21 protein-coding genes are annotated in these 21,288 nt (G+C 41.5%); 14 read left to right on the top strand and 7 right to left on the bottom strand.

Features of this window, described 5'->3' with window-relative positions; all coding sequences use genetic code 11:
* Positions 1-18 precede the first annotated feature (18 nt).
* The 4 genes from ABN764_RS25835 to ABN764_RS25820 form a co-directional block, all read right to left on the bottom strand.
* Positions 19-1,461, bottom strand: a complete 1,443-nt coding sequence (locus tag ABN764_RS25835) for a hypothetical protein (RefSeq protein WP_446673500.1) — start codon at positions 1,459-1,461, stop codon at positions 19-21.
* A gap of 45 nt (positions 1,462-1,506) precedes the next feature.
* Positions 1,507-2,841 carry an ABC transporter permease gene (locus ABN764_RS25830; RefSeq protein ID WP_446673499.1) on the bottom strand — a complete coding sequence of 445 codons (1,335 nt, stop codon included), beginning with the start codon at positions 2,839-2,841 and terminating at the stop codon, positions 1,507-1,509.
* Positions 2,838-3,566, bottom strand: a complete 729-nt coding sequence (locus ABN764_RS25825) for an ABC transporter ATP-binding protein (protein WP_446673498.1) — start codon at positions 3,564-3,566, stop codon at positions 2,838-2,840. Before ABN764_RS25825 ends, ABN764_RS25830 begins: the two co-directional genes overlap by 4 nt.
* Before the next feature lie 74 nt (positions 3,567-3,640).
* Positions 3,641-5,356, bottom strand: coding sequence for an alkaline phosphatase (locus tag ABN764_RS25820; protein ID WP_446673565.1), 1,716 nt, complete (start codon positions 5,354-5,356; stop codon positions 3,641-3,643).
* 371 nt (positions 5,357-5,727) lie between these two features.
* Between ABN764_RS25820 and ABN764_RS25815 the strand changes: the two genes are divergently transcribed.
* From ABN764_RS25815 to ABN764_RS25755, 13 genes are all read left to right on the top strand, one after another.
* Positions 5,728-6,336, top strand: coding sequence for a hypothetical protein (locus tag ABN764_RS25815; RefSeq protein ID WP_446673497.1), 609 nt, complete (start codon positions 5,728-5,730; stop codon positions 6,334-6,336).
* 17 nt (positions 6,337-6,353) lie between these two features.
* Positions 6,354-7,010 carry a hypothetical protein gene (locus ABN764_RS25810; RefSeq protein WP_446673496.1) on the top strand — a complete coding sequence of 219 codons (657 nt, stop codon included), beginning with the start codon at positions 6,354-6,356 and terminating at the stop codon, positions 7,008-7,010.
* Positions 7,011-7,015: 5 nt separating this feature from the next.
* Positions 7,016-7,576 (top strand): hypothetical protein, encoded by a 561-nt coding sequence (locus tag ABN764_RS25805; protein WP_446673495.1) that lies wholly within the window; start codon positions 7,016-7,018, stop codon positions 7,574-7,576.
* Between the two features lie 25 nt (positions 7,577-7,601).
* On the top strand, positions 7,602-7,889 hold the full coding sequence (locus ABN764_RS25800) for a hypothetical protein (protein WP_446673494.1): 288 nt from the start codon (positions 7,602-7,604) through the stop codon (positions 7,887-7,889).
* Between the two features lie 188 nt (positions 7,890-8,077).
* The gene (locus tag ABN764_RS25795) at positions 8,078-9,442 is read left to right on the top strand and encodes a stalk domain-containing protein (protein ID WP_446673493.1); all 1,365 of its coding nucleotides are present in this window, start codon (positions 8,078-8,080) and stop codon (positions 9,440-9,442) included.
* A gap of 367 nt (positions 9,443-9,809) precedes the next feature.
* The gene (locus ABN764_RS25790; protein ID WP_446673492.1) at positions 9,810-10,328 is read left to right on the top strand and encodes a hypothetical protein; all 519 of its coding nucleotides are present in this window, start codon (positions 9,810-9,812) and stop codon (positions 10,326-10,328) included.
* A gap of 217 nt (positions 10,329-10,545) precedes the next feature.
* On the top strand, positions 10,546-12,300 hold the full coding sequence (locus ABN764_RS25785; RefSeq protein WP_446673491.1) for an ATP-dependent nuclease: 1,755 nt from the start codon (positions 10,546-10,548) through the stop codon (positions 12,298-12,300).
* 336 nt (positions 12,301-12,636) lie between these two features.
* Positions 12,637-13,413 (top strand): hypothetical protein, encoded by a 777-nt coding sequence (locus ABN764_RS25780; RefSeq protein WP_446673490.1) that lies wholly within the window; start codon positions 12,637-12,639, stop codon positions 13,411-13,413.
* Positions 13,414-13,545: 132 nt separating this feature from the next.
* Positions 13,546-13,764: a protein tyrosine phosphatase gene (locus tag ABN764_RS25775; RefSeq protein WP_446673564.1), complete on the top strand. Its 219-nt coding sequence runs from the start codon at positions 13,546-13,548 to the stop codon at positions 13,762-13,764.
* Positions 13,765-14,021: 257 nt separating this feature from the next.
* Positions 14,022-15,014, top strand: a complete 993-nt coding sequence (locus tag ABN764_RS25770; RefSeq protein WP_446673489.1) for a helveticin J family class III bacteriocin — start codon at positions 14,022-14,024, stop codon at positions 15,012-15,014.
* A 283-nt stretch (positions 15,015-15,297) separates the two neighbouring features.
* Positions 15,298-16,083, top strand: a complete 786-nt coding sequence (locus ABN764_RS25765; RefSeq protein ID WP_446673563.1) for an arylamine N-acetyltransferase — start codon at positions 15,298-15,300, stop codon at positions 16,081-16,083.
* A gap of 249 nt (positions 16,084-16,332) precedes the next feature.
* Positions 16,333-16,521 carry a hypothetical protein gene (locus ABN764_RS25760; RefSeq protein WP_446673488.1) on the top strand — a complete coding sequence of 63 codons (189 nt, stop codon included), beginning with the start codon at positions 16,333-16,335 and terminating at the stop codon, positions 16,519-16,521.
* A gap of 130 nt (positions 16,522-16,651) precedes the next feature.
* Complete coding sequence (locus tag ABN764_RS25755) at positions 16,652-16,831, top strand: hypothetical protein (RefSeq protein WP_028532681.1); 180 nt, start codon at positions 16,652-16,654, stop codon at positions 16,829-16,831.
* A 595-nt stretch (positions 16,832-17,426) separates the two neighbouring features.
* On the opposite strand, the gene ABN764_RS25750 is transcribed toward ABN764_RS25755, so the two are convergent.
* The gene (locus ABN764_RS25750) at positions 17,427-17,696 is read right to left on the bottom strand and encodes a hypothetical protein (RefSeq protein ID WP_446673487.1); all 270 of its coding nucleotides are present in this window, start codon (positions 17,694-17,696) and stop codon (positions 17,427-17,429) included.
* Between the two features lie 176 nt (positions 17,697-17,872).
* Here ABN764_RS25750 and ABN764_RS25745 point away from each other — a divergent pair, with 176 nt between their 5' ends.
* The gene (locus tag ABN764_RS25745) at positions 17,873-18,571 is read left to right on the top strand and encodes a hypothetical protein (protein WP_251490937.1); all 699 of its coding nucleotides are present in this window, start codon (positions 17,873-17,875) and stop codon (positions 18,569-18,571) included.
* Between the two features lie 622 nt (positions 18,572-19,193).
* Here the strand turns inward: ABN764_RS25745 and ABN764_RS25740 are convergent.
* Positions 19,194-19,334, bottom strand: coding sequence for an aspartyl-phosphate phosphatase Spo0E family protein (locus ABN764_RS25740; protein ID WP_446673562.1), 141 nt, complete (start codon positions 19,332-19,334; stop codon positions 19,194-19,196).
* 283 nt (positions 19,335-19,617) lie between these two features.
* Positions 19,618-20,898, bottom strand: coding sequence for a helix-turn-helix domain-containing protein (locus ABN764_RS25735; protein ID WP_446673486.1), 1,281 nt, complete (start codon positions 20,896-20,898; stop codon positions 19,618-19,620).
* Positions 20,899-21,288 lie beyond the last annotated feature (390 nt).

The raw sequence follows: 21,288 nt of genomic DNA, 5'->3' as shown, positions 1-21,288 counted from the left end.
GCTTCTAAGTACGTTTCATTATTCTTTGATTTCTTTGAAAGAGGCATCGTATAACCGGAACATCGTCTTGTAGCCGGACTCATCGATCTTAATGCCAACATCCAGCGTACCCGTCAGCTCCAATGCGCCGGACGTATATCGAAGCTTGGTGTCGGAAGGAACGAATACCATCATGATTTTGTTCCAGTAGGTTTCGTCGCCATTGTCGAAGGGACATTCAGCACCTGGTGCCGGGATGAGCAAGAACCAGTGTTTATCGAATGATAGGACTTCTCCCATATATCCTTTAATCGTAACCTGCTGGCCAGAGAGATCCCAGAATTTGTCCGACGGCGTGTTCTGCTTCTCATTATCGAAAAATTCGGACCACTGCAGCGTACTCGAATAGGCAGGCTTCGATTTTGAAGCAGCGGCGCTGGAATTTGCTTTGTTGGTGTTACTGCTGGTGGTGCTGTTGTTTGTATTTGCTTTGCCGGTTCTAGTGCTACTGATATTTTTGCTGGTGCTAGTGCTACTGCTATTAGTATTTTCTTTGCTAGTGCTACTGCTTTTGACATTGGCTTTGCTATTACTATTACTGTTACTGTTACTGTTACTGTTACTGTTGCTGTTATTGTTGCTGTTGGTATTTGCTTTGACAGAAATGCTTGAAGATGCCTTTCCGTTCGTCTGTGATGATATGCCTGAGTCCGTCTTATCGCTGATCTGTGAAATGTTGCCGTTGCTCGGTTTGGTGTTATTTGAAGCAGCAGCGGTTGGTTGAACGATTCCTTTGGGTTTCGTTGTTTCCACTGCGTCTACTGGTCTTGTTACGTTTGACGCCTGCTTATCCTGTACCTGTGCTGCTGATTTTAGCCCAGACTGATTTTCTGGTGAAGCATTCGGATTCGTTTCTTGCTTATGCTCAGCTGTTGCCTCATTGGTTACACTAACGGGTGAGGAAGCAGAACTTGATGATTGGTCTCCTTGTTGTGTGGATTTCCCTGTAGAAGTGGGGGTGACAGGATTCCCCTTCGTAGCAGCATCGCCTGTCACTGCTTTATTTTTATTATCCGCAGCATGATTCGAAGAACTAGCAGAACCTACCGTCGAAACATTCGTAGTAGAAGAACTGCCGGTGCTGGTCGTCTGCGTGCTTCCGGTTTCGGGTACAGCGCTTGCCTCAGGTGTAGTGTTCACTTGCATGCTGGACGATGCAGCCGCTGCTGCAAAGGATTGCGGTGCGCCTGCTCCATCTGTTGCTGGCTGTGATGAGCACCCAGCCACTAATACGGTTAGGCTAAACAAGGAACATAATGCAAAGTTTCGATAACGTATGTTCATGAGCAACTCGCCTTCTCTCGTATATAGATTCGATCCTGATGTGTAGTACAGCAACATCCACAATGCTATCGACTTCAGAATCTCCAACCCGTTATTGCCCTTGCCTTCATTGCCAGTAGGCTTCCATGTAATGTACAATGATCCGTTCCGCGCAATTGTTGTTGGGGGGAGTATTGGTATTGGCTAACTGCGGAACAGCTGCAATGGATCAACTCGGTATACTTTCCATGCAGGTCCGATTGATGCAAGGAATCCTACTATCAGCGCGCCAAGAACCAGTTGGATCTCTCCTGGTGCAATCCGGAGCGCATCGACATGTACGCCGCTCCATTCCAAGATGGAGCTTGCGCTGAACGATGTGGCGAGATGTCCAAGGAATAAGCCAAGGATGGCGCCAATTCCCGTTAGGAACAAGCCCTCTCCGATTAAGATCGTCCATACATACAACCGTGATTTGCCAATTAGCCGCATAAGGCCGACGTCTTTCTTGCGCTCTGTCACGACGGATGTGAGCGATAGCAAGAGGGTGATTGCGGCCAGCAGAACACAGAGGAGCGATACGAACTGCACGAGCTCCGTTCCACGATCCACTACATTGACGACATCCGCTACGGCTTTGCTCGTATATACCGCCTGCACATCGGCACGCTGATTGAATTTGTTCTTTATTGCTTGTGCGCCGAGCAGGGACTTAGGTTGTACGAGAATGGCTGTAATCATCTTATCTTCTTCGTGTGTAATGCCATGTACATGCCAGGCGTAATCGAGTGTCGTGAAGACAGCGCGATCGTCCGCTGTTCCGAGTGTAGGAAGAATGCCTACGATTCGATATTCGAAGTGCTCATGATCATGATGCGATTCGTCGGACTCATTGGAATGTTCTGATCCTGCTTCTTCCGCTGCTTCTGCTTGCTGTTCCGAGTGTGTTTCTTGATGATGATCATTAGAAGATGCCTCCGAACCTGAATCCGAACCCGATTTCTCATTAGCAGGGTTGTCAAAGGAATGACTGCCACTATTCACAAGGCCATGATTGCCGTGGAATGTATCGCCAACACGCAGACCAAGCTGACTTGCCACATGCGAGCCGATGACGGCTTCACCGGTCTTCGCATACATGCCGCCAGCCTTCATCGTTTGATCCCCGTAGCGGGTATAGAAGTAGGCTGCATCCATGCCGACGATTGGATATCCTTGATAGGAATCGCCAGCTGTCATCGCATACGCATGAGCAACCTCTGATTCCTTAAGCACCTCATGCAGAACCTGTTGAGGGATGTTCTGGGCAGGAGTGCCGACTCGATAGTAGGTATTCAGCACAAGCTGTGTGGAGCTTCCTTTGGAACCGAGTGTTAATTCGAAGGGGCCATAGCCCTTCTCAGCACCGTGCTCGATTCCCGCACGAACCTGAAGGAGTACGAGCAGAAGCGCGATGGTAATCGCAATCGATACAATGGTAAGGAGGGAGAGCGTCTTCCGATGCATCATGTTGCGCCACAGTAGTTGGAACACGCTCATGTTGCTGCTCCCTCCATAAGCCGCATGCTGTTCATAATGCTCTTTTCAGCCGGATAAGGATGTACAGCAAGTCGATTAATGGCGGAGATATGAAGCTGCATCGGGTACTGTGAAGCCAAGTGCTGGTCATGGGTGACTGTCAGCAAGGTTGAACCTTCTTCCTGCGCCAGTTGGAGCAGGAGATTCATCGTATACTGTGCCGTATCGTAATCGAGACTTCCGGTTGGCTCATCCGCTAGGAGAAGGGAAGGGCGATTAATAAGGGCACGAATGATCGCAACCCGCTGCTGTTGACCTCTCGACAGCTGCCCTGGAAGGTGATTCATCCGATCCTGCAAGCCGACCCGCTCGAACCATTGCAGAATATGCGAATGCCGTTCCCGTCCATGCAAGCTGCCATCGTAGACCAGCTCAATATTTTGCTTCGCAGATAGGGAAGAGATGAGATGGAAGTCCTGAAAAATAATGCCCACATGCTTCGCGCGAAAGTGATCGCGTTCCAGTTCTGTCATCTGGTGCAGAGGTTCATTGCCGACCTTACAGGTTCCTTCATCTGGAGCGAGTACGCCGCACAGCAGGTATAACAAAGTGCTCTTGCCGCTGCCGCTAGGGCCAAGCAGCGCAATTCGATCTCCTTGTGCAACATGCCAATGTGGAATATCGAGAATGGGGAGAAGCTGCTGTTGATTCCGATAGGACTTGCGTACCTGATGAAGCTGTATCATAGAATCACCTCATTTAGTAAGGAAAGGGCAGGATGACACTGTCACCCCACCCGTTCTCATTCGAATCGATTTGATTATTTCAAAATGATGCGCTCAGACAAGGAATCCCACTTCAATGCTTTGCCAGTCAGCTTGCTGAATGCGTCAATATCCACGTAGAGGACATTGCGATCCAATTCTGTTGGAATCGAAACCGCTTTGCCGTTCAACGTAACGGAAGATCCGTCTTGAACCTTCAATGTCGCCTTGTCTTTCGTAAATGTAGTCGTCTTCGATGCGCTATCATTCGTTACTTTAATTTGCAATGCTTGTGCCAGCTTCACAGCAGGGAAGAGAACCTTGCCGTCACGGCTTACCTTGAATTTCGGATACAAGTGCTTGCTTTGCAGCTCGGCAGTTGCTTTTTTCAGATCCAAGCCTTGCACTTTCGCGATGCTTGTCGCAATTGCTGTGTTATCAATTTGACCTTGTACATATTCCGTAATTGGACCATACGCCCATACGCCTACATCTACCGCAGAGTGGCCGTGTCCTGACCAGCCTACCAAGTAGCGCTTCGCCATCACCTGGTTGAATGCGCCTTCTTGCTTATAGGAGGAACCGTCGCCTTGCATGATGTATTGAGCTTCTTCATCGGTGATATCAGTGAAGCCCGTATGCTTCTTGATTAACGCCTTCACTTCGTCAGTGGATGCAGCTTTTGCAAGCTGAGGCCCAAGAAGCTCAGAGGAGATTTTTTGCTTGTCCCACGTATCTACATTCAATTCATAGATGTTATCACGGGACAGGGAGAAGCCGCCTGTCTCATGATCGGCTGTAATTACGATGGAAGTGTTGCCGTCCTTCTTCGCGAAATCAAGAGCAACCTTCACTGCTGCATCGAAATCAAGCGTCTCTTGAATCATAGCGCCCAGATCATTCGCGTGACCTGCATGGTCAATACGTCCGCCCTCAATCATCATCGTGAAGCCTTTCGGATTTGTAGAGAGAGACTTGATTGCTGCAGACGTCATGTCTGCAAGGCTTGGTGTCTCAGGCTTGCGATCAAGCACGTAGTCCACATGGGAATCGTGGAAGAGGCCGAGAACCTTTCCGTTTTTCGAAGTTAACGATTGCAGGCCCTTTTTGTCGTATACAACTTTATAGCCTTTTTTCTCGAAATCAGGGATGATTGTCTTGTCTTCGCGCTTGCCTTTCTCCTGCTTGCTTACGAATTGACGCTTGCCGCCTCCGAGCAGAACGTCAACTGCGCCTGACTCTAAATATTGGGATGCGATAGCATTTTCATTGTCGCGATTGCGAACATGGGATGCATATACCGCAGGTGTCGCATGTGTAATACGAGCTGTCGTTACAAGACCCGTTGATTTGCCAACAGCCTTGGAAGCTTCGATTACGGAAGCGAATGGCTTCGAGATATCTTCATTTGATACGCTGATTGCAGCGTTGTATGTTTTGTTGCCTGTTGCAAATGCAGTACCCGCAGATGCAGAGTCTGTTACTTCACCGGATACGATCGTGTCTCCGTCTTCGCCCTTGTCAGCGAAGGTTGTTGCTTGGCCCACATACAGGCTGTCCATATATAAGGATGGACGCTTCAGCTTGTTCTTGGAGTAGATTCGTGCGGCAGATACTTGAGCAGGTCCCATGCCGTCACCGATAAGGACGATGAGATTTTTCGAAGTGGGCTGTAGTTTCGCTGCGCCCTTAGCGAGTACTGCATCGGATTGCATAGCTCCGAATGGCAGCATGAGAAGCGCCAGAGTCGTCACCAGCGACTTGCGTAACATTTTATTCAACCGAAATCCCTCCAACCAAGTATGTAATTTACATGTTTATTGTAGTCAAGGATTGTTAGCGGTTGTGTAAATAAATGTAATTGGAAAATCAAATAGACTTGTATATTTTGTAAATCACCCTTATTGCGATCTTTGATACGCCTATGTCTGGCCTGAATAGCAGTAGGTTATAAGATTCGCTTTTATGAGTAGATTTAGCAAATGAAATGCTGCATGTGTCGGTATGGGCAGCTAGTTGTGAGTAATCGAACAGAAATGGGACGTAAGACCTGTAATGATAATCAGGTAGTCCATTGATTGTTTATCGTATAATACCTATACTTGGTAATGATTTGGTAAAAATGCGGGAGGAGAACGACAACATGGAGCGCTTTATAGACCCCCTTGGCCTTCCTTTTGGATTTTATGCGATATTGCGTCGGAATGAGCAGGTTGCCGTGAAGTGCCCGAAATGCACTGGCTTGGCCTACATCTCTAAAGGGGAGCAGGGAGTCGTAGTGAACTGCACGGCATGCTTCCATAAGGAGAAGGAACCCGAAGATTATCGTTATACAGCCAGCGGCGTGTGCACGGTGTGCGAGAGATGGTTCAATGAAGAGGTTACCGATCACAAGCAGCAGACCCATAAGGCAGTGCGTATCGGATGCCCGCATTGCTCAGCTGTGAATCAAGTGGCTATACGTAAGATTGTGGCCTATTCAGGCTGCTACTTGGATTTTCGAAATGAACGGGATCCGATCTTTCAATTGGAGCTGTACTACTTGGATTATTTCCGTGGGAAACCGGTATGGGCGGCCAACCGAGAGCATTTGAACTATTTGATCAGCTACATATCGGCAGAACTGCGTGAGAAGCCAGCTGCTGTCATCAAGCGTACGGCTTCACACTCGCTGCCCAAATATATGAAAGAAGCGAAGAACCGAGAAGCTATCGTGAAGCTGCTACATAAGCTGCAGCGTATAGATATGTAATTGGATAAGGAGGCATCATGAGCAAACTCAAGCTTAAATTGGCCATTGCACTAGTCATTGTTGTTATTCTGAGCATTCCTGCTTACTTTATTGGCCGTACATTTGGTGTGTTCCAAGGCGAGGTCGTCTTAAGCAAGTATGCGTTAGCGATTGAGAAGGGCGGCAAAAGGTATAATGCATGGCCTCTTCTTAACTATAATTCCGCAATGGATAAGAAGGGAGAAGAGCGGCAGTTCTATTATCGGGTAGATACGGGAGACTTGGATGAATTGTTTATGCTGGCGTATGGCCAATATGAGGTGAAGTCCTCTGAGGAGAATCCCTTTTTAGACGGCAAAATTCAGTATGATAACGAGCGTGTACATGCATATATCAAAACAGTTCCGAAGTTTGAAAATGCCAACGACTACACGAATATGTATGAATTTTTCGATGATAAAGGAAATCATGTATATACCTATGATCCGTCCGCTCCCATGGACACGGATTATGTGAAGGATATTATTCATGCTGGCATGTCGCGGACATCGGCAGGTGGGGGAACTACGGAGGCCGTCGATCGTTACATCAATGTGACGAAGCTGTTCAAGGACAAATTAGATATTACGGTAAAGCTAAAAGTTGACGATGACAATCGTATAGTAACGATCGTGATGACACGAGACAGGACGTGAAGATATTGACGATTCAGAATGAATGCAGACAAGGGCCTGCTTATTTGGATGGTATTGCAATCCCAGAGAAGCCTGCGGTATGGCATGAGGTAGAATGGACAGGAAGGCTGGCTATTGATGGTGGAGCGAAGAGGTTCCATATTTTCTATTATGGGGAGCTTATCGATGATCTGATAGCGTCGACGGACTTTGCACCACCGCTCATTCTTGCTGAAGATCCAGCAACAGGGAAGCGCTATGTGGTGTTCGATGGATGCAAGCATGGATATGATGCGATGCTGTGCGATACGTTCACTGCGGAACAGCATAATGAACGGAAGCCGCTGCTTCCTTATGTAGATGGGGACGGAGAGGATGTATTCGAAGTATTCGTAACCGTTTATTATAATGTCGACTGGGACGAGGAATTCGAAGAAGAAGTGGATGAGGACGGGAAGTTGCAACTGATTAGCGGGGAGAAATGCGACTTCGATGAGGCGAAGCGCAATGGATACGACGCGATCAGTATCACAATCGTGAACTCGCGCGGACGCAAGACGGAAATTGCTCAAGAAGAGCTGGCCTAGCCAGGATAAGTAGAGAGTAGCGGCCATGAGAAAATCAACGGTTTGTGTACTGCTGGCGTTCCTTTTCGCAGTGGGAGTACTGTTCGGTGGGGGAAGTTATTATTTGCTGCTACAGCCTTCCGTTCAGGATATGTTTTTGACTCGTCCGTTCATGATCGTGTTGTTTATCGGTAGCGTTATCGGAATCGTGGCCTTGGTCGGGAGCATGGTGAAAAGGCTTTTAGGTTCGGAGTTGTTTATGTTGTTTTTAATCGGGATTGTGCTCGGATTCGCAGGGATCTGGATTTGGGCGATGACGGGCATGTTGACGTAATTCGCTAGGATGAACCATGGTCTAGTACATGTATATATGTGGGTATGAACAAATTGGTTGGTAAAAAATGGAGATAACCTTCTGTGCAACCTTTCGATCGAGTGTCCCGTCTGAGTGTGTGAATCAGCTGAGATATCATTGCGCAATGCGTCAACACCAACGAACCATTCGAGAGGAAGTAGACACCTATGAAGAAGACAACCATTGCAACTACCGTAGCATTAGCTCTTGGATTGATGGGCGCACAAGCGTATGCAGCCCCGGCGACACAACCAGTCGACACGAAGGCTGTTGCAACGAACATGGAAGTGAAAGACTTGGGCACGAATTTCTACGACAAATATGTGAAGCAGTTCGTATATAACGAGAATGGCGATATTGTAGGGATAAAACTTAGCGCTTCTCTGGATACAACATGGGTACATAACGTCGGCGCACAAGAGTCGGTTACGATTAACGGCAAAAAAGCGTCCGGACAAGTGATGGTAGATGGAAATCACATCCTCGTACCATTCCGTGCGGTAACTGAAGGACTTGGCTACAAGCTCACATGGAATCAGGCAGAGAAATCGTCCACCGCGGCAAAAGGCGACAAGATGGTGACGGCTATACTGAACAAAGATGAATACCGTCAAGCGGAGGACATTCTGCATCTTGGAAAAGCAGCATTGCTCAAGGAACAGACGTTGTATGTACCGCTGCAGTTCGTCTCCAATGTGCTGCATGCAGGTGTGACGATAGATGCCAACGGTCACATCGAGATTGAGAAAGACCAAGATCCACAAGACTCCTTCGACGGCATGCATTGGGTCATTGTCGTAAATGGCGAAGGCCTTGGCGTGGACAAGAAGGATGTGTACACGACCGAGCACAATGTCATGGTGCCCGTTGAAGAAATCGGCAAGGCGCTCGGCTACAAAGTAGAGAAGAACGAGAAGACTGGCGCATACGAGTTCTCCCGCGCTGCCAAGTGGATTGCACTGAAGGAAGGCGACACGAAAGCCTCAGTAGGCAAAATGCTTGTTGAGCTCAAGGAAGCAGCAGCTGTAAAGAACGGCAAGCTGTACATGCCGGTTGACTCTCTTGGTGACGTCTTCGGCGTGAAGTTCGGCATCGACCCAACTGGCGTAATCGGTATTAGTGAAGGAACGGAAGGGAAAGAAGATCCAAACCAAACTCCACAGGATTCCTTCGGCGGCATGCATTGGGTACTTGTTGTAAACGGTGAAGGTCTTGGCGAGATATCCAAGGAAGTATTCACGACTGAACACAACGTCATGGTGCCAATCGAAGAGATCGGCAAGGCGCTTGGCTACAAATTCGAGAAGAACGAGAAGACTGGCGCATACGAGTTCATGCGCGGAGCGAGATGGATAGCGTTGAAAGAAGGCGACAAGAAAGCATCTGTTGCTAAAATGTTCGTCGAGCTGAAGGAAGCCCCAGTCGTGAAGAACGGCAAGCTCTTCATGCCACTCGACTCCATACAAGATGTCTTCGGCGCTAAGTTCGGTGTAGACCCGACAGGCGTTGTGGGGATTAGCGATAAAGAGTAAGGATTGGGATGAACTGAGGCTATCGCTTCAGTTTAGATATAAATAGATTAAAGAGATAAATAGATAGAGAGAGAAATTACAAAGAGAAGATAAAAGGTTAGAATTATAGGTGAGTCGAAAGACACGCAAGCTGTTAGGGAAAGTCCCTGGATGCTGGCGTGTCTTTTTGTTTTGGAATAGGGCCTGAGAATTATTTTAAGGTGAGAAGTTAATAGATTTAATAGGATCGTCAAATAAATGGTATAATTTTCATGGCCATATCTACCTGTACTGTGGATAATTGGTGGTGAGGCTTACAAAGTTCACAGATATATTTTTATTTGCAATTGATGCAAACATTCAAAAAATTACTTAAAGGAGAAAATTTATGAGCAACGCTGTGTTAATAACAGGATTTAATAATTGGGGTAAAACTACAATTATATATGATTTATTTAAAAGGAAGCAGTTTAGGGAAGGACATAAATATGTAATCAATGGAGTCAATTCGAGTTTTGTTGTTGAATCTCATTCAAATGATGATGTTGCTGCAAGTAAGTACATACCTATGCTCAAAAGTAAATTCGGAAACTTAATATGCAACCAGCATGATCTTTTAGCAGCTTTTTGTCCAACTAGAGAAATTAAAAATGATTCAAAGGATATATTAAATGATTTGTTTTTTAAACAATTCAATAATATTTACATACTTTATTTAGAAAATAAATGGGATTATCATGCTAAATTACAAATTAAAGAGATTATGAATCACTATGCTGGAATAAACAATGTTAATCATGTAGTTATTAATGCAGATAATGGAGGCCGAGGCTCTGCTAATGATGTTCAAAGAAATACGTTAAGAGTAAAACAAATTAAAAATGAATTGATGAAAATTTTCCCATAGAAAATCGAGTGTGGCATCAACAGTATATAACATAATATCTACACTGCGTCATGTTCATTCCTTGGTCTTCCCGATGGTTTTTGAAGAAATGTAATCAGGCAGACAACCCTGCAAGGCTAAGTGGGGAAGTTACCCAGTCGCTGATGCTCCTTTAAAGTCTCTCGGGTTTATAGATACAACAACCATAACTGAAATCAACAAACAAAGGAGAACAATTATGAAACTATCAAGAATTGTAATTAAAAATTTTCGTAGAATTGAGTATGTTGATCTAAACCTGAATACAGCGTCTTTTATTATTGGTCCGAATAATGTAGGTAAGACATCTGTGATTAAAGCTATTGAAGCTTTACTTTCTCTCAGTAATACAATAAAGCCAGATGATTTTAGGGTACTCTCAGATGGGCAAAGAGAAAAGGAAATTGAGATTTGTGGATATTTCACAGATATTGATGCAACTACTGCGAAATCAAGGGGATTCAAAGGTAGGGTAATAGATGGACAATACATATATAAAAAAACATTCGATATAGGTTCAACCAAAGCCAAAATATGGACTCTGCAATATCACTACACACTCAAAGACGAATTCAAGAATGTGAGCAAGTGGAATGATTTAATAGAAATTGGATTCGGAGAAGAAACGTTGACAGATTTATTTGGCTCTAAGCCCTCTAATGGAAAGCTTTCATCAGGATGGGAATTCATAGTAGAAGATGCTGTTGTTTGGGACTTTGAATCGGAACCTAAGTATATAGAGAATCCTGGTGGAATTGCTAGTAATGTTGCTTCAAAATTACCACGTTTGGTTCATATACCATCTTACGCGAATGTTGATGATATAGGAAAAGCTGATGGGAACAAAACATTACTAGGGGAATGCCTAGGGATTTTATTTGAAGATTTATTGTCTCAGAACGAATTGGCTGCTTCAATTCAAGGTCAACTTACAGAATTGCAAACGGTTATGTCTCCAGACAATAGTAGTTCATTGATAAGTGGATTATGTGAGGACGTCAATTCGGTTATCGACGAAGTGTTTCCAGGTTGTGGAATTAAAATAAGTCCTTCTCTCCAAGATTTAAATAGTGTTTTGAAACCTAAGTATGAAGTCGAAATGTTCTCTAATGTTAATACGAGTGCGGAAAAGCAAGGAACTGGGTTGGTGAGAACTGGTATTTTTTCGATGCTTCGATATCACTCGCACTTAAAAGCAATGGGAGAAGCTAAAACTAGGCCATTGTTGGTTGCTTTTGAAGAACCAGAAATCTATCTGCATCCTGCAGCGGCGAATCTTTTGAGGGATACGATTTATTCTCTTGGTGAAACTGATCAAATTATTTGTTCGACCCATTCCCCTTGGATGATAGATCTGTCAAAAGATTGGTTAAGCTTGACTAAACTATACACTGATTCGAACGGATACAGTAAATCATTCAATTATGGTTTGAATGATGCCGTTGATGAACTAGAGACCGAAGAAAAGGAATTATTGAAGATGGTAAAAACTTTTGATGACGAATTATCGCGAATTTTCTTTGCTGATAGATGTGTCATTGTAGAAGGGGATTCCGAAGTCATTGCGATAAAAAATACATTGAAGGTTCTTGATGCTAGTACTAGAAAAGATATTCTATCAAAAACACAAGTTATAAAAGCAAGAGGAAAAGCTACAATAATACCTTTAGTAAAATATTTAAAAAAGCTTAGTGTTCCCATATATGTTATCCATGATCGGGATAGAGGTGTGGCTGGAGCAGAAAAATTCAATCTTCCTATTGTAACAGCAGTCGGAAATTCTGCTTGTGTGTCTGTGTTAGAAGAATGCTTGGAGGAGTGCTTAGGATATCAAGCTCCTAGCAGTGATAAACCGTTTAGAACTCATTTAGAAACAAGTAAATGGAAAGAGAAGAGTGATATCCCTGAATCATGGAAGACAGTTTTTCAAAGAGCTTTTGAATGCATTATATAAAAGAACCAAATTGATCTCATTCAATTCAAAAACAAATTATTTGATTCGTTTGAAATTACTCTTTCCGAGAATAAATGGGAAGACATAAAAAACAATTATATTGAAAAATTACGAAGAATCTATAGCTAATTTAACGAAGCACCATCCTTCATAAACCACTTCATTCCCTTTGGTCAGAGACGATATTTCAAAGAAGCTGATGCTGTCGATAACGCCCTACGGGGGATCGCGAATGCGAGAGACGTTATAAGAAATCAGCGCAAAAATTAGAAACATAAATCATTATATTTTTGTTGCTTAAAAATTTTTGATTGAGTTTAAAGGAGACGATGTATTTTGAAGCTTTGTAGGGCTAAGGGATTTGAGTCGGAAATACTTCTACTCACAAAGTTTACTCAAGAAAAATATGTAAAGAGCATTGTTAATGGCCAACTTTTTATGAACAACATCAAATATTTTGTTGATCTTGAGAATCAGACAAAGGTTAAAGGGCAGGGGGACAGGTATGAGGCAGCTAATATCCTCTCAAATGTAACGTTTAAAATGTACTTACAAGGAACGGATACTTTAATTGGAGAGGGTACAGCAGGTCAAATCATTGAAAGAAATCATGTGTTTGATAATATCCCAATTTTCTGTTTCACTGCTTTTGATTCGAGTGATTTTAAAATAATCGATGAGACCGAAAATAGTTATAAAGTAGTTTTTGATATAGCAAGTCATGAAGTAGACAAAATGATCGCTGATTTTGGGACAAAAGCAATCCTAATCAACCCTGTCTCATTTATAAATAAGGTTGATGAAGCCTTTAGGAAAAAAGGCATCGAGTATCAAGCAGATAAAGTAAAATATGAAGACTTGTCAGTAAACCGAGTGGAAAAAATTGAAAGTTATAGAGTCCCGACAACCACACCTCTATTTACAAAAGACATTTATTTCAAGTACCAACGTGAATTTAGAATTGTATTACTAAATCATCGTGTAGAAAAAAGTTATATAGCCGAAATTGGTCGATTGGATGAAAAAAGAGGTCTTGGTGATACGGCATTTCATGTTATGGATACTATAGAATTTTTTCAAAATACATTGTTGGATGTAGTTAAAAGGAAATAAAGAAGGAATGCTTCTTTGCGCACTTTTCTATTTGGATCCCCTCTGATACATAGTTTTTATGTTTGGAGTACCTACCTAAGTTAATGGGTAATGGTTATTAAGCAATGTAAGTAGTTCGAAGAGGGTGCTCGGATTAAAGTTACAGGTGGTCATATTGGCTGGGCAGATATCATTTTCGTGATGGAGAAGAAGCATATCAGAAGATTAAAAGATAAGAATAGTTTTGAGTTGAATGGTAAGAAACTAATATGCTTGGATATCCCGGATGCTTATACATATATGGATGAAGAACTAATCGAGTTGTTGAAAGCAAGAGTATCCGAATATATAGAAATCCCAGACGAATTTTGAAAGAAATAGAAGAAGCCTCAACTGCGAATAAAAAGTGAACATAGGCGACATTATGGACATCAAACTTGTTCCTGTTACTGTTGAAGAGAAGGAATCTAAATGTTGATTAACCACTAGGGACATTTTCAGAAATTTAACATCCTACATTCTTGCATTCTCAATATGAATTTGTCCATAATCGAGTAAAGTGGTTTCAATTAATTGATTACATTTTCCAGTATCTTGTCCAATCATATTTTCTTAATGGAGGTATTGATATGTTGCAAGTTCAAGCTTTGGGGCTTCTGAAAAGACAGTTGAAAATGTTCACATCTGTTGTTCTCACCATTCTTATTTTTGGAATGTCTGTTTTGCCCGCTTTTGCGGCTACTCCTGGGAAAACGGCAAGCGCATCGGCAACGCTCGCTTACAATCTTAAAGGATTGAATCACAATGTGGCTGTGCAGAAAGCTTACATCGCAGATAAGTATCTTTACGTAACTCAGCGGTCAGGGGGAACATGCTATCTTTCACGATTGCTCATAAACGGAAATAATGCAACGTACGTGGATGAAATGACCGTTACCAATACCGGACATTGTCAAACCCTCGATATGTATGCATACAACGATATCAATTATTTCTATTTTAGTTCAAAAGCGGATCCTTCAACATCGTATAACTGGTCCCTCCAGGTGGCAAGACTTACATACGCTGCCGGCACGACAGTTGATTATACGGCTCTTCATCGGGTCACCTACATGAATTATGCGAATAAGACGGGCGCAAGACTAGGGGAGACCTATCGTGTTGATGGGGGAGGCAATAGTAAATATACGGTTTTCCGGGTACAAACGAAAGAAGGTACCGTAACTTGGTCGATATATGACACAGTGGCATTGAATAAACTTCTTGATAGCAACGAACAAGTTCGTCTGGATAGTGCGGCGGCAATAAACGCATGTGTGACCAGTTTTACTCAGTCAGGTGATGGTATAGTCAGACCTAATGGATCTTTCCAGGGGGCTGATATGCTTGATAGCACAGAAATTTATACGTCAGGCGGAGCAGAAGGTGAAACCCCGCAGATTGCGATGTTGACAAACACTGGAGCGTACAAAACCCTCGTGAAAATTACGAATGTGGGAACGCATGAAATCGAGGGAGTACAGACCAAAAACGATAACGTATATTTTACAATCGTTACGGATCCCGTAAATAAGAAAGATACACAGAAAGTTTATTACGTTCCTGATAGCGTATTTAAATAACGGTCAAACGGGTCAATCCTAGTGCGTAACGTTTCCTAACAGAAACCAAGTGCAGACATGATATGCCGCCATTTTGGTGGCTTATTTGTCGTCTTGAAGAAGTATTTGAGCTCAAAACAGATGAATGATTAGAATGTCGACCATCATCGGGTACATGGGAATATCGCTCTTACAACTGCAGCTCTAATTAGATTATTTTTTGAAATATAGACTGGAAAATATGGAAATTACAAGCGATGAGGGAGATAATAAATATAGGAAGACGCCTTGTTCAATGAGATAAATATCGCGAAAGCAGGAACATGAAGCGTTAGTTGCTCGGTTTCTTCATTTTCTGTCGGTTGAAAAGCAGCCTATTAGCTTGGCGTTTCTCAATGAACTTATTCAGAGGCATCAAGAGAGAGTAAGATGGGAAACGCTGACGAAAATACTCGATTGGGAAAAAGGAAACCGAACAGGAGACTACCTCCCTTCTATTGATACGTACATCGAGCGCATCGTGAACAAAGGGATGGGAGGAACATGCTGGACAAATGCAATAGGGTTTCATTGGCTGCTATCCCGGCTTGGATTTTCCGTTTCTTATATGTACATGGATCCTGGCCACTTGTGTTTGCGCGTGGACCTCGATCAACCTTACTATGTAGATGTCGGGTATTGTGCTCCGCTATTTCAGGCATACCCGTTGTATCAATCTTTTCAAGTGAATAATGTAAGGGAAGTCTTTACCTATCAGGTATCTCAGAATGAAATTCAGATTATTCGAAACCCCGGACCTACTAAAACCCTTGATCCCAATCCGATAGCATTAGACAAAATGACTCCGCTGATTAGGAATGCGAACAATTGGGATACATCGCCTATGCTGCAAAACATTCAAATTTTCGGCTACATCAATGGAATTCCGACTTCGTTGAACGATAATGTGCTGAAGCAATATTTTCAGCATGAGAAGGTGGAAAGACATCTAAACCCTGACGAGCTGAGAGAATGGGTTACGGAAAAGTTTCAAATCGATCAGCAAATGTACGAAAATGCCTTAAGCATATTCAATGAGAAGAAAACATAATGTATGGAGCCTCATCGAGAATACATGTTATTAGATAGGAAGCAGATCCTATATGCTAGCGTGTACGAGCAAAAGATAAACTTAAATATTATCTTGGCTTTTAAATGTTGTGCTTAACTTTACGGGTATAGCGGAGGATGGATTCACATATGCGTTTGAATATATTGGATTGCCTAAATGGTTGGCGGAAATTGCAGCTAGAGCTATAGTCTTCTTTCTGTTGTAAGGTAAATAAAGGAGGAACTAAGCGTGTATATACTGGCACTGATTATATTTATTATTACAGGTTTAGTATCCGTACTTGATATTTTGTTTGGTATAAGTAATTTAGGTGGTGAGGGGTTCAATCTGGCGATTAGAATTTCACGGTTGTTGTTCGTTTCCTCAGCACTAATTTTGTTGGTTCGAAAGGATAAAAGCAGCAAAAAGAAGGATTAGTTCCCACGAATCGAAGGAGCACTTGCAGTAACAGGGAACGAGACGGTTGCTTGGTGGGTCACTAAAGCATTGATGTTATTGCTGTAAGTAAAAGTCCTGAGTACAACTTTTATCTAGAGGTGGTGAGAGGTTGGAAGACAAAAAGTTTAATAAGCTAACCACTGCAACAGCTGTCATTCTCCCAATATTATTTATTGTCACATTCTTTGTTTTGCTCAAAATGAACTACTTGGTTACAGATATTATTGCATATGTTTTAGCTGTTGTTTGGATTGTGGTTACAGTAAGAGGTATGAAACGGCGGAAGTGATGGGAACAATGCTAAAACAGGGACACCTTCGGGTGTCCTTATTAAATAAGAAATTGATTCATTAATGGGGGGCAACTTAGTGTCGATTAACACATGATGGGAGGTTTTAAATAATCGTCAAACGGATCAACCCGAGTGCGTTAAGTTTCCAAACAGAAATCAAATGCAAACATAATAAGTCGCCAATTTGGCGGTTTATTTGTTTTAACATAGGAAAATGCTGCGTGATTTGAGTGAAACTCATTAGCAGGCTGAACTGATGGTAAGGAGCCTACCAGCTTTCATTTGGTGAGAAGCTTGTCATGTCGACCATTTATTCGGGTACATGGCATCTTAAAACTACAGCTCTAATTGGATAATTGTTTGAAAGATCGAAAGGAATGAGTTATCCAAAAACATCAAGAAAGAGTGGAATGGGAAACGTTAACGAAGATAGACGATTGAGAAAAAGGAAATCGAAAAGGCAACTATCTTCCTTCAATAATACGTACATCGAGCGTATCGTGAACAAATGGATGTGAGGAATATGCTGGAGAAATGAAAGGGGGTTACTTTGGCTGTTATAAAATAAGGATGCCTCGAAAGAGGCATCCTTTTACTCTGTATCAGGTTTAAAGATCAAATACATTACATAAACAATAAGTGTAGCGATACCCAATTCAAACAACAACCTCAAATAGTCTAATTGATAAGTTACAAAGAACTCATTCACTTGATGTTCGCCTTGCAGTTCCCATAGAGAAACGTATTTCTTAGAATGATACCTCATTTCTTCTCCCCAAACTACAGTCACTGGAACTTTGAACACGCCTAAAACTGTAATTACAATCAAATAGATGCTCAGAAAAATTCTCTTGATAAGCAAATACGGAACCTCCTAAAAAAGAAAGATGTCAATAATCGACATTTTGATAACTAAATCCCAAATAATATTTTTTATACCATCAGTATTCGACAGACAAGCATTTTGACCACATGTTAAATTAAGATCAACATTTAGGAATTTACCTAAATGTACCATATTATAGGAGGAATGAAAAGATGAAAAAAGTATCTATTACATCAATGATTCTGCTCCTGATCTGTAGTTTGTTTGTGTCGGCGGTTTCAGCAGATGCGGACAACATCCCACAGCCGATCAACAAGAAGCCTAATCGCGTGCCATTCGAGTTACTGAATCAGAGTCTGAGTGAAACTGGCAATGCCACAATTACCATCACAGATCCACAAAAGTTGAAAGAAATCGCTGTACAAGATGGTTTGCAAGAAGTTCCAAAAAAAGTTGAATATGAATACGTTCCGATTAAAGATAAGGATCAAAACTCCAATCAATTTACCACCCTTGCAGACGTATACTTCTTAACATCTCAAGATAAAGGTCGCGGTCACTATTCATCGTCGGACATGTATAAGGAGTTCTATGTTTATGGTCCCGACAATTTTACAATTTCGGAATCAACTAAGAAGCATACCTATTTCGATGGAGAAATCAAGCTCGATGTAAGTGTGTTAGAGGCTAAAGTAGGGATTAAAATTGGAACTGAACGCGATGTCAGATGGTCAAGCACTACTGAAATCAAAAAAGGAGAAAAAATTAGATTTCAATTATACACTACTTGGCGTCAAATCAATTATTGGGAATGGTTCGGTCCAAATGGAAATACAAGTAAATCCAAATGCACGGGATATGGGACTGTTTACGATCCTGACGGACAACTTATTAAGAAAGTTTATTTCTAATGTTAATGTAACATATTCAAAAATGCCTTGTTTTACGACAAGGCATTTTTATATTGTGATAGGAGTGTTCTTTATTTAATACATTTAATGTAGGAGGTGGTATTTATGGATCAGGACACCAGGAAAATTTTGAAATTTATTCTTAGAACTATTGCAGTTATTTTAGTTCTTGTCATCATCTTAATTGTTTTTGGCGTAGTCCAGTTCATCATCTTGACAAATAGTTGACAAGGATGGAAAATCCAAATTTATTTCACTTATTCAGAATAAGTTTTTTTAATAAATGGGGTGATTTTGTGTCAATATGATGATATATACATATAATTAGGGTTCTACTGCGAACAGCCGCACCATATGATGTCTGTTGAACTTAAAGTAATTGCATAATAAAAAAGCCTTGATATTAGGGTTTCTAATGCAACTATTATTAGTTCACCGTACTGAGGACAACAACAATAATAAATTACTAATTATTTGAATTCATCGTATCCACGAACACTAAAAATGTCCCCATGATGGACATAGGGACAGCTGCTAATTTCCATACAACCTGTAAATATTATTAGCGAAACCAATGCATTTCTATACCTTTCTACTAAATTAAAGTTAAGATAAACAAGTGTTAATTTCTCGAACGTTTCTTCTTCTGCATTTCTAGTATTAATCTATCTAGTTCTTGGCTGATAAGAACCACTTCTTCGTTTGAAAATCCCCCCTTATTATTCTCGACAATCTTGATTAACTTCTTCCTTAGTTCAACAATTTTATCCTCTAAAGAATCTATAATATCTCACCTCACGTACACTATCTCTCTATTGAGTATAATGTACGTTACAAGTCAGATATGTGGAAAAATCCCACTGCAACTCCGTGTCGAAAAATGAAAAAGAGCAACACCTTATTGGCGCTGCTCTTTTTCACTTCCTACCATGGATGGATAACACCTGTATCACCAAATGCCGCGACGGTTGTTATAAATACGACTGTGAAAAGAAGGGATTTAAAATATAGTCTCTTCAATGAGTTTTTCATACCTAGCCCTCCGTTTATTTGGTGCTATTAGAATAATAGTCGCTAAGTTTTTCAAGAATGTCTTTACTCATGGGGGTGTTATTTTCTAAATGTATATGTAAAATCTTATGAAGACATTCTTTCTCCTTGATTGTATCGCTAATTTTTGAAAAGCACAACGCTCCATCCATTAGAGCATTTATACATTTTTCAATTTCCCCTATAGCTAAGTAATAATCACCTTGCAGTTTCAGAAATTCCCCGTATCCATAATAAGTTAATGGATTACTTTTGGTCATGATGGATGAGTTCACTCTACCACTTTCCAAAACAATTTTAACGTCATCGATGCGATTTTGATCTAAACACAATCGTATGAGATGTCTTGCTGCTGGGAGAATAAATGCGTCACTACATGTTTCAAAAAATGATTTGAGTTCTTTAATAGCTTGGTCTTCGTTCCCCTTAACCGCTTTAAATAAAGCTTCCATCAATACAACATGTTCTTGAGTGTTAGGATAGTTGAATTGTTTATATTGAATTGAATATATCTCCGACTCTTTGTATTCACCTAAAGCAAAAAAACAATCTCTAAGGACAGCGATAGCATGTACTCTGTAAGGACTACTGCTGTCATCATCCTCTACAAATACTTTCTTACAATATTCAACGCTCTCGTTGTAGAGCCTTAAGTTGTATGTATGGATTCCTAGTTTATAATACAACTCGATTCGTTCTTCTTTGGATAGAAAATCGATGTAGTGAATAACATACTTCCCATCGAAATAAGTTCCCTTCATTCGCATGAAGTCATTTCTTTCAATCAAGTACTTTTGGTACAAACCTTTAGCTATATAGGGCATTATTCCGTGCGAACGCGAGTGTTCTATGATGAGGTCATATAAGGACAATTTCATGGAGGTGTCTTCAATGGAGCCGATGTATTTATAAAGCTTTCCTGTTAAGTCAACGCTGTCTTCATTCGGAGCCTTGAGATACTTAATTGCAACCTTGCGTATTAATTCGTTACTGCTCTTTTGCTTAATCGTCGCTTCCAAGATATCAAACAATAAGTCTGATCTTTTTTCATCTTCGACGTAATAATCAACCAATGTTTCAAAAGGGATATCCAATGAAGTGGTTAATAGCCTTACAGTTGAAAAATCTGGTCGTTTTATTTCGCTTTTCTCTATTCTTGATATCGTACCTTTATTTATGCCTGACAGCTCTGATAACTGCGTAATCGTTATATTCGATGCAAATCTAGTGTCGTGAATTAGTTCTCCGATTGTTTTTATGATCGATGTTGTCTTCAATATCAGCCCTCCTTCTTCTGTTTTCATTACCTATATTTTACCATGTTGTGTAGCTCATGTAAATTGATTGATGACATGAGAAAGACAAGAAACGGAGTGATATAATTCTCCCTCTTTTGTTTTGTAATTAGGGGATGCATTTGGGTTAAGACGAGAAAAAATAAAATTAATATCAGTTAGGATTTTAAAACGAAATTTGAAGAGTGAATTGGCATATATTTCATGGGAATGATTTCTTTGACGATAGATAATTGGGGTTGGTATTTGCGAAATTCGCAAATATGGGAAGGCGACAAGCTGTGGAATCCCTATTTCATCGAGTTATCTGGAACACTCGTTTGGTTTTTGGTCGTGCTTTTTGAGGATTTAGATACTGATCCGGAACCGACA

Origin of the sequence: Paenibacillus wuxiensis (assembly GCF_040195695.1) — a bacterium.
Classification (GTDB): domain Bacteria; phylum Bacillota; class Bacilli; order Paenibacillales; family Paenibacillaceae; genus Paenibacillus_B; species Paenibacillus_B suaedae.
This window is presented reverse-complemented; position numbering and strand designations above follow the sequence as displayed.

Coding starts and splice junctions, on each gene's coding strand:
- ABN764_RS25830 (WP_446673499.1), bottom strand. CDS start 2,841: ATGAGCGTGTTCCAACTACTGTGGCGCAACATGATGCATCGGAAGACG.
- ABN764_RS25825 (WP_446673498.1), bottom strand. CDS start 3,566: ATGATACAGCTTCATCAGGTACGCAAGTCCTATCGGAATCAACAGCAG.
- ABN764_RS25820 (WP_446673565.1), bottom strand. CDS start 5,356: ATGTTACGCAAGTCGCTGGTGACGACTCTGGCGCTTCTCATGCTGCCA.
- ABN764_RS25815 (WP_446673497.1), top strand. CDS start 5,728: ATGGAGCGCTTTATAGACCCCCTTGGCCTTCCTTTTGGATTTTATGCG.
- ABN764_RS25810 (WP_446673496.1), top strand. CDS start 6,354: ATGAGCAAACTCAAGCTTAAATTGGCCATTGCACTAGTCATTGTTGTT.
- ABN764_RS25800 (WP_446673494.1), top strand. CDS start 7,602: ATGAGAAAATCAACGGTTTGTGTACTGCTGGCGTTCCTTTTCGCAGTG.
- ABN764_RS25795 (WP_446673493.1), top strand. CDS start 8,078: ATGAAGAAGACAACCATTGCAACTACCGTAGCATTAGCTCTTGGATTG.
- ABN764_RS25790 (WP_446673492.1), top strand. CDS start 9,810: ATGAGCAACGCTGTGTTAATAACAGGATTTAATAATTGGGGTAAAACT.
- ABN764_RS25785 (WP_446673491.1), top strand. CDS start 10,546: ATGAAACTATCAAGAATTGTAATTAAAAATTTTCGTAGAATTGAGTAT.
- ABN764_RS25770 (WP_446673489.1), top strand. CDS start 14,022: ATGTTGCAAGTTCAAGCTTTGGGGCTTCTGAAAAGACAGTTGAAAATG.
- ABN764_RS25745 (WP_251490937.1), top strand. CDS start 17,873: ATGAAAAAAGTATCTATTACATCAATGATTCTGCTCCTGATCTGTAGT.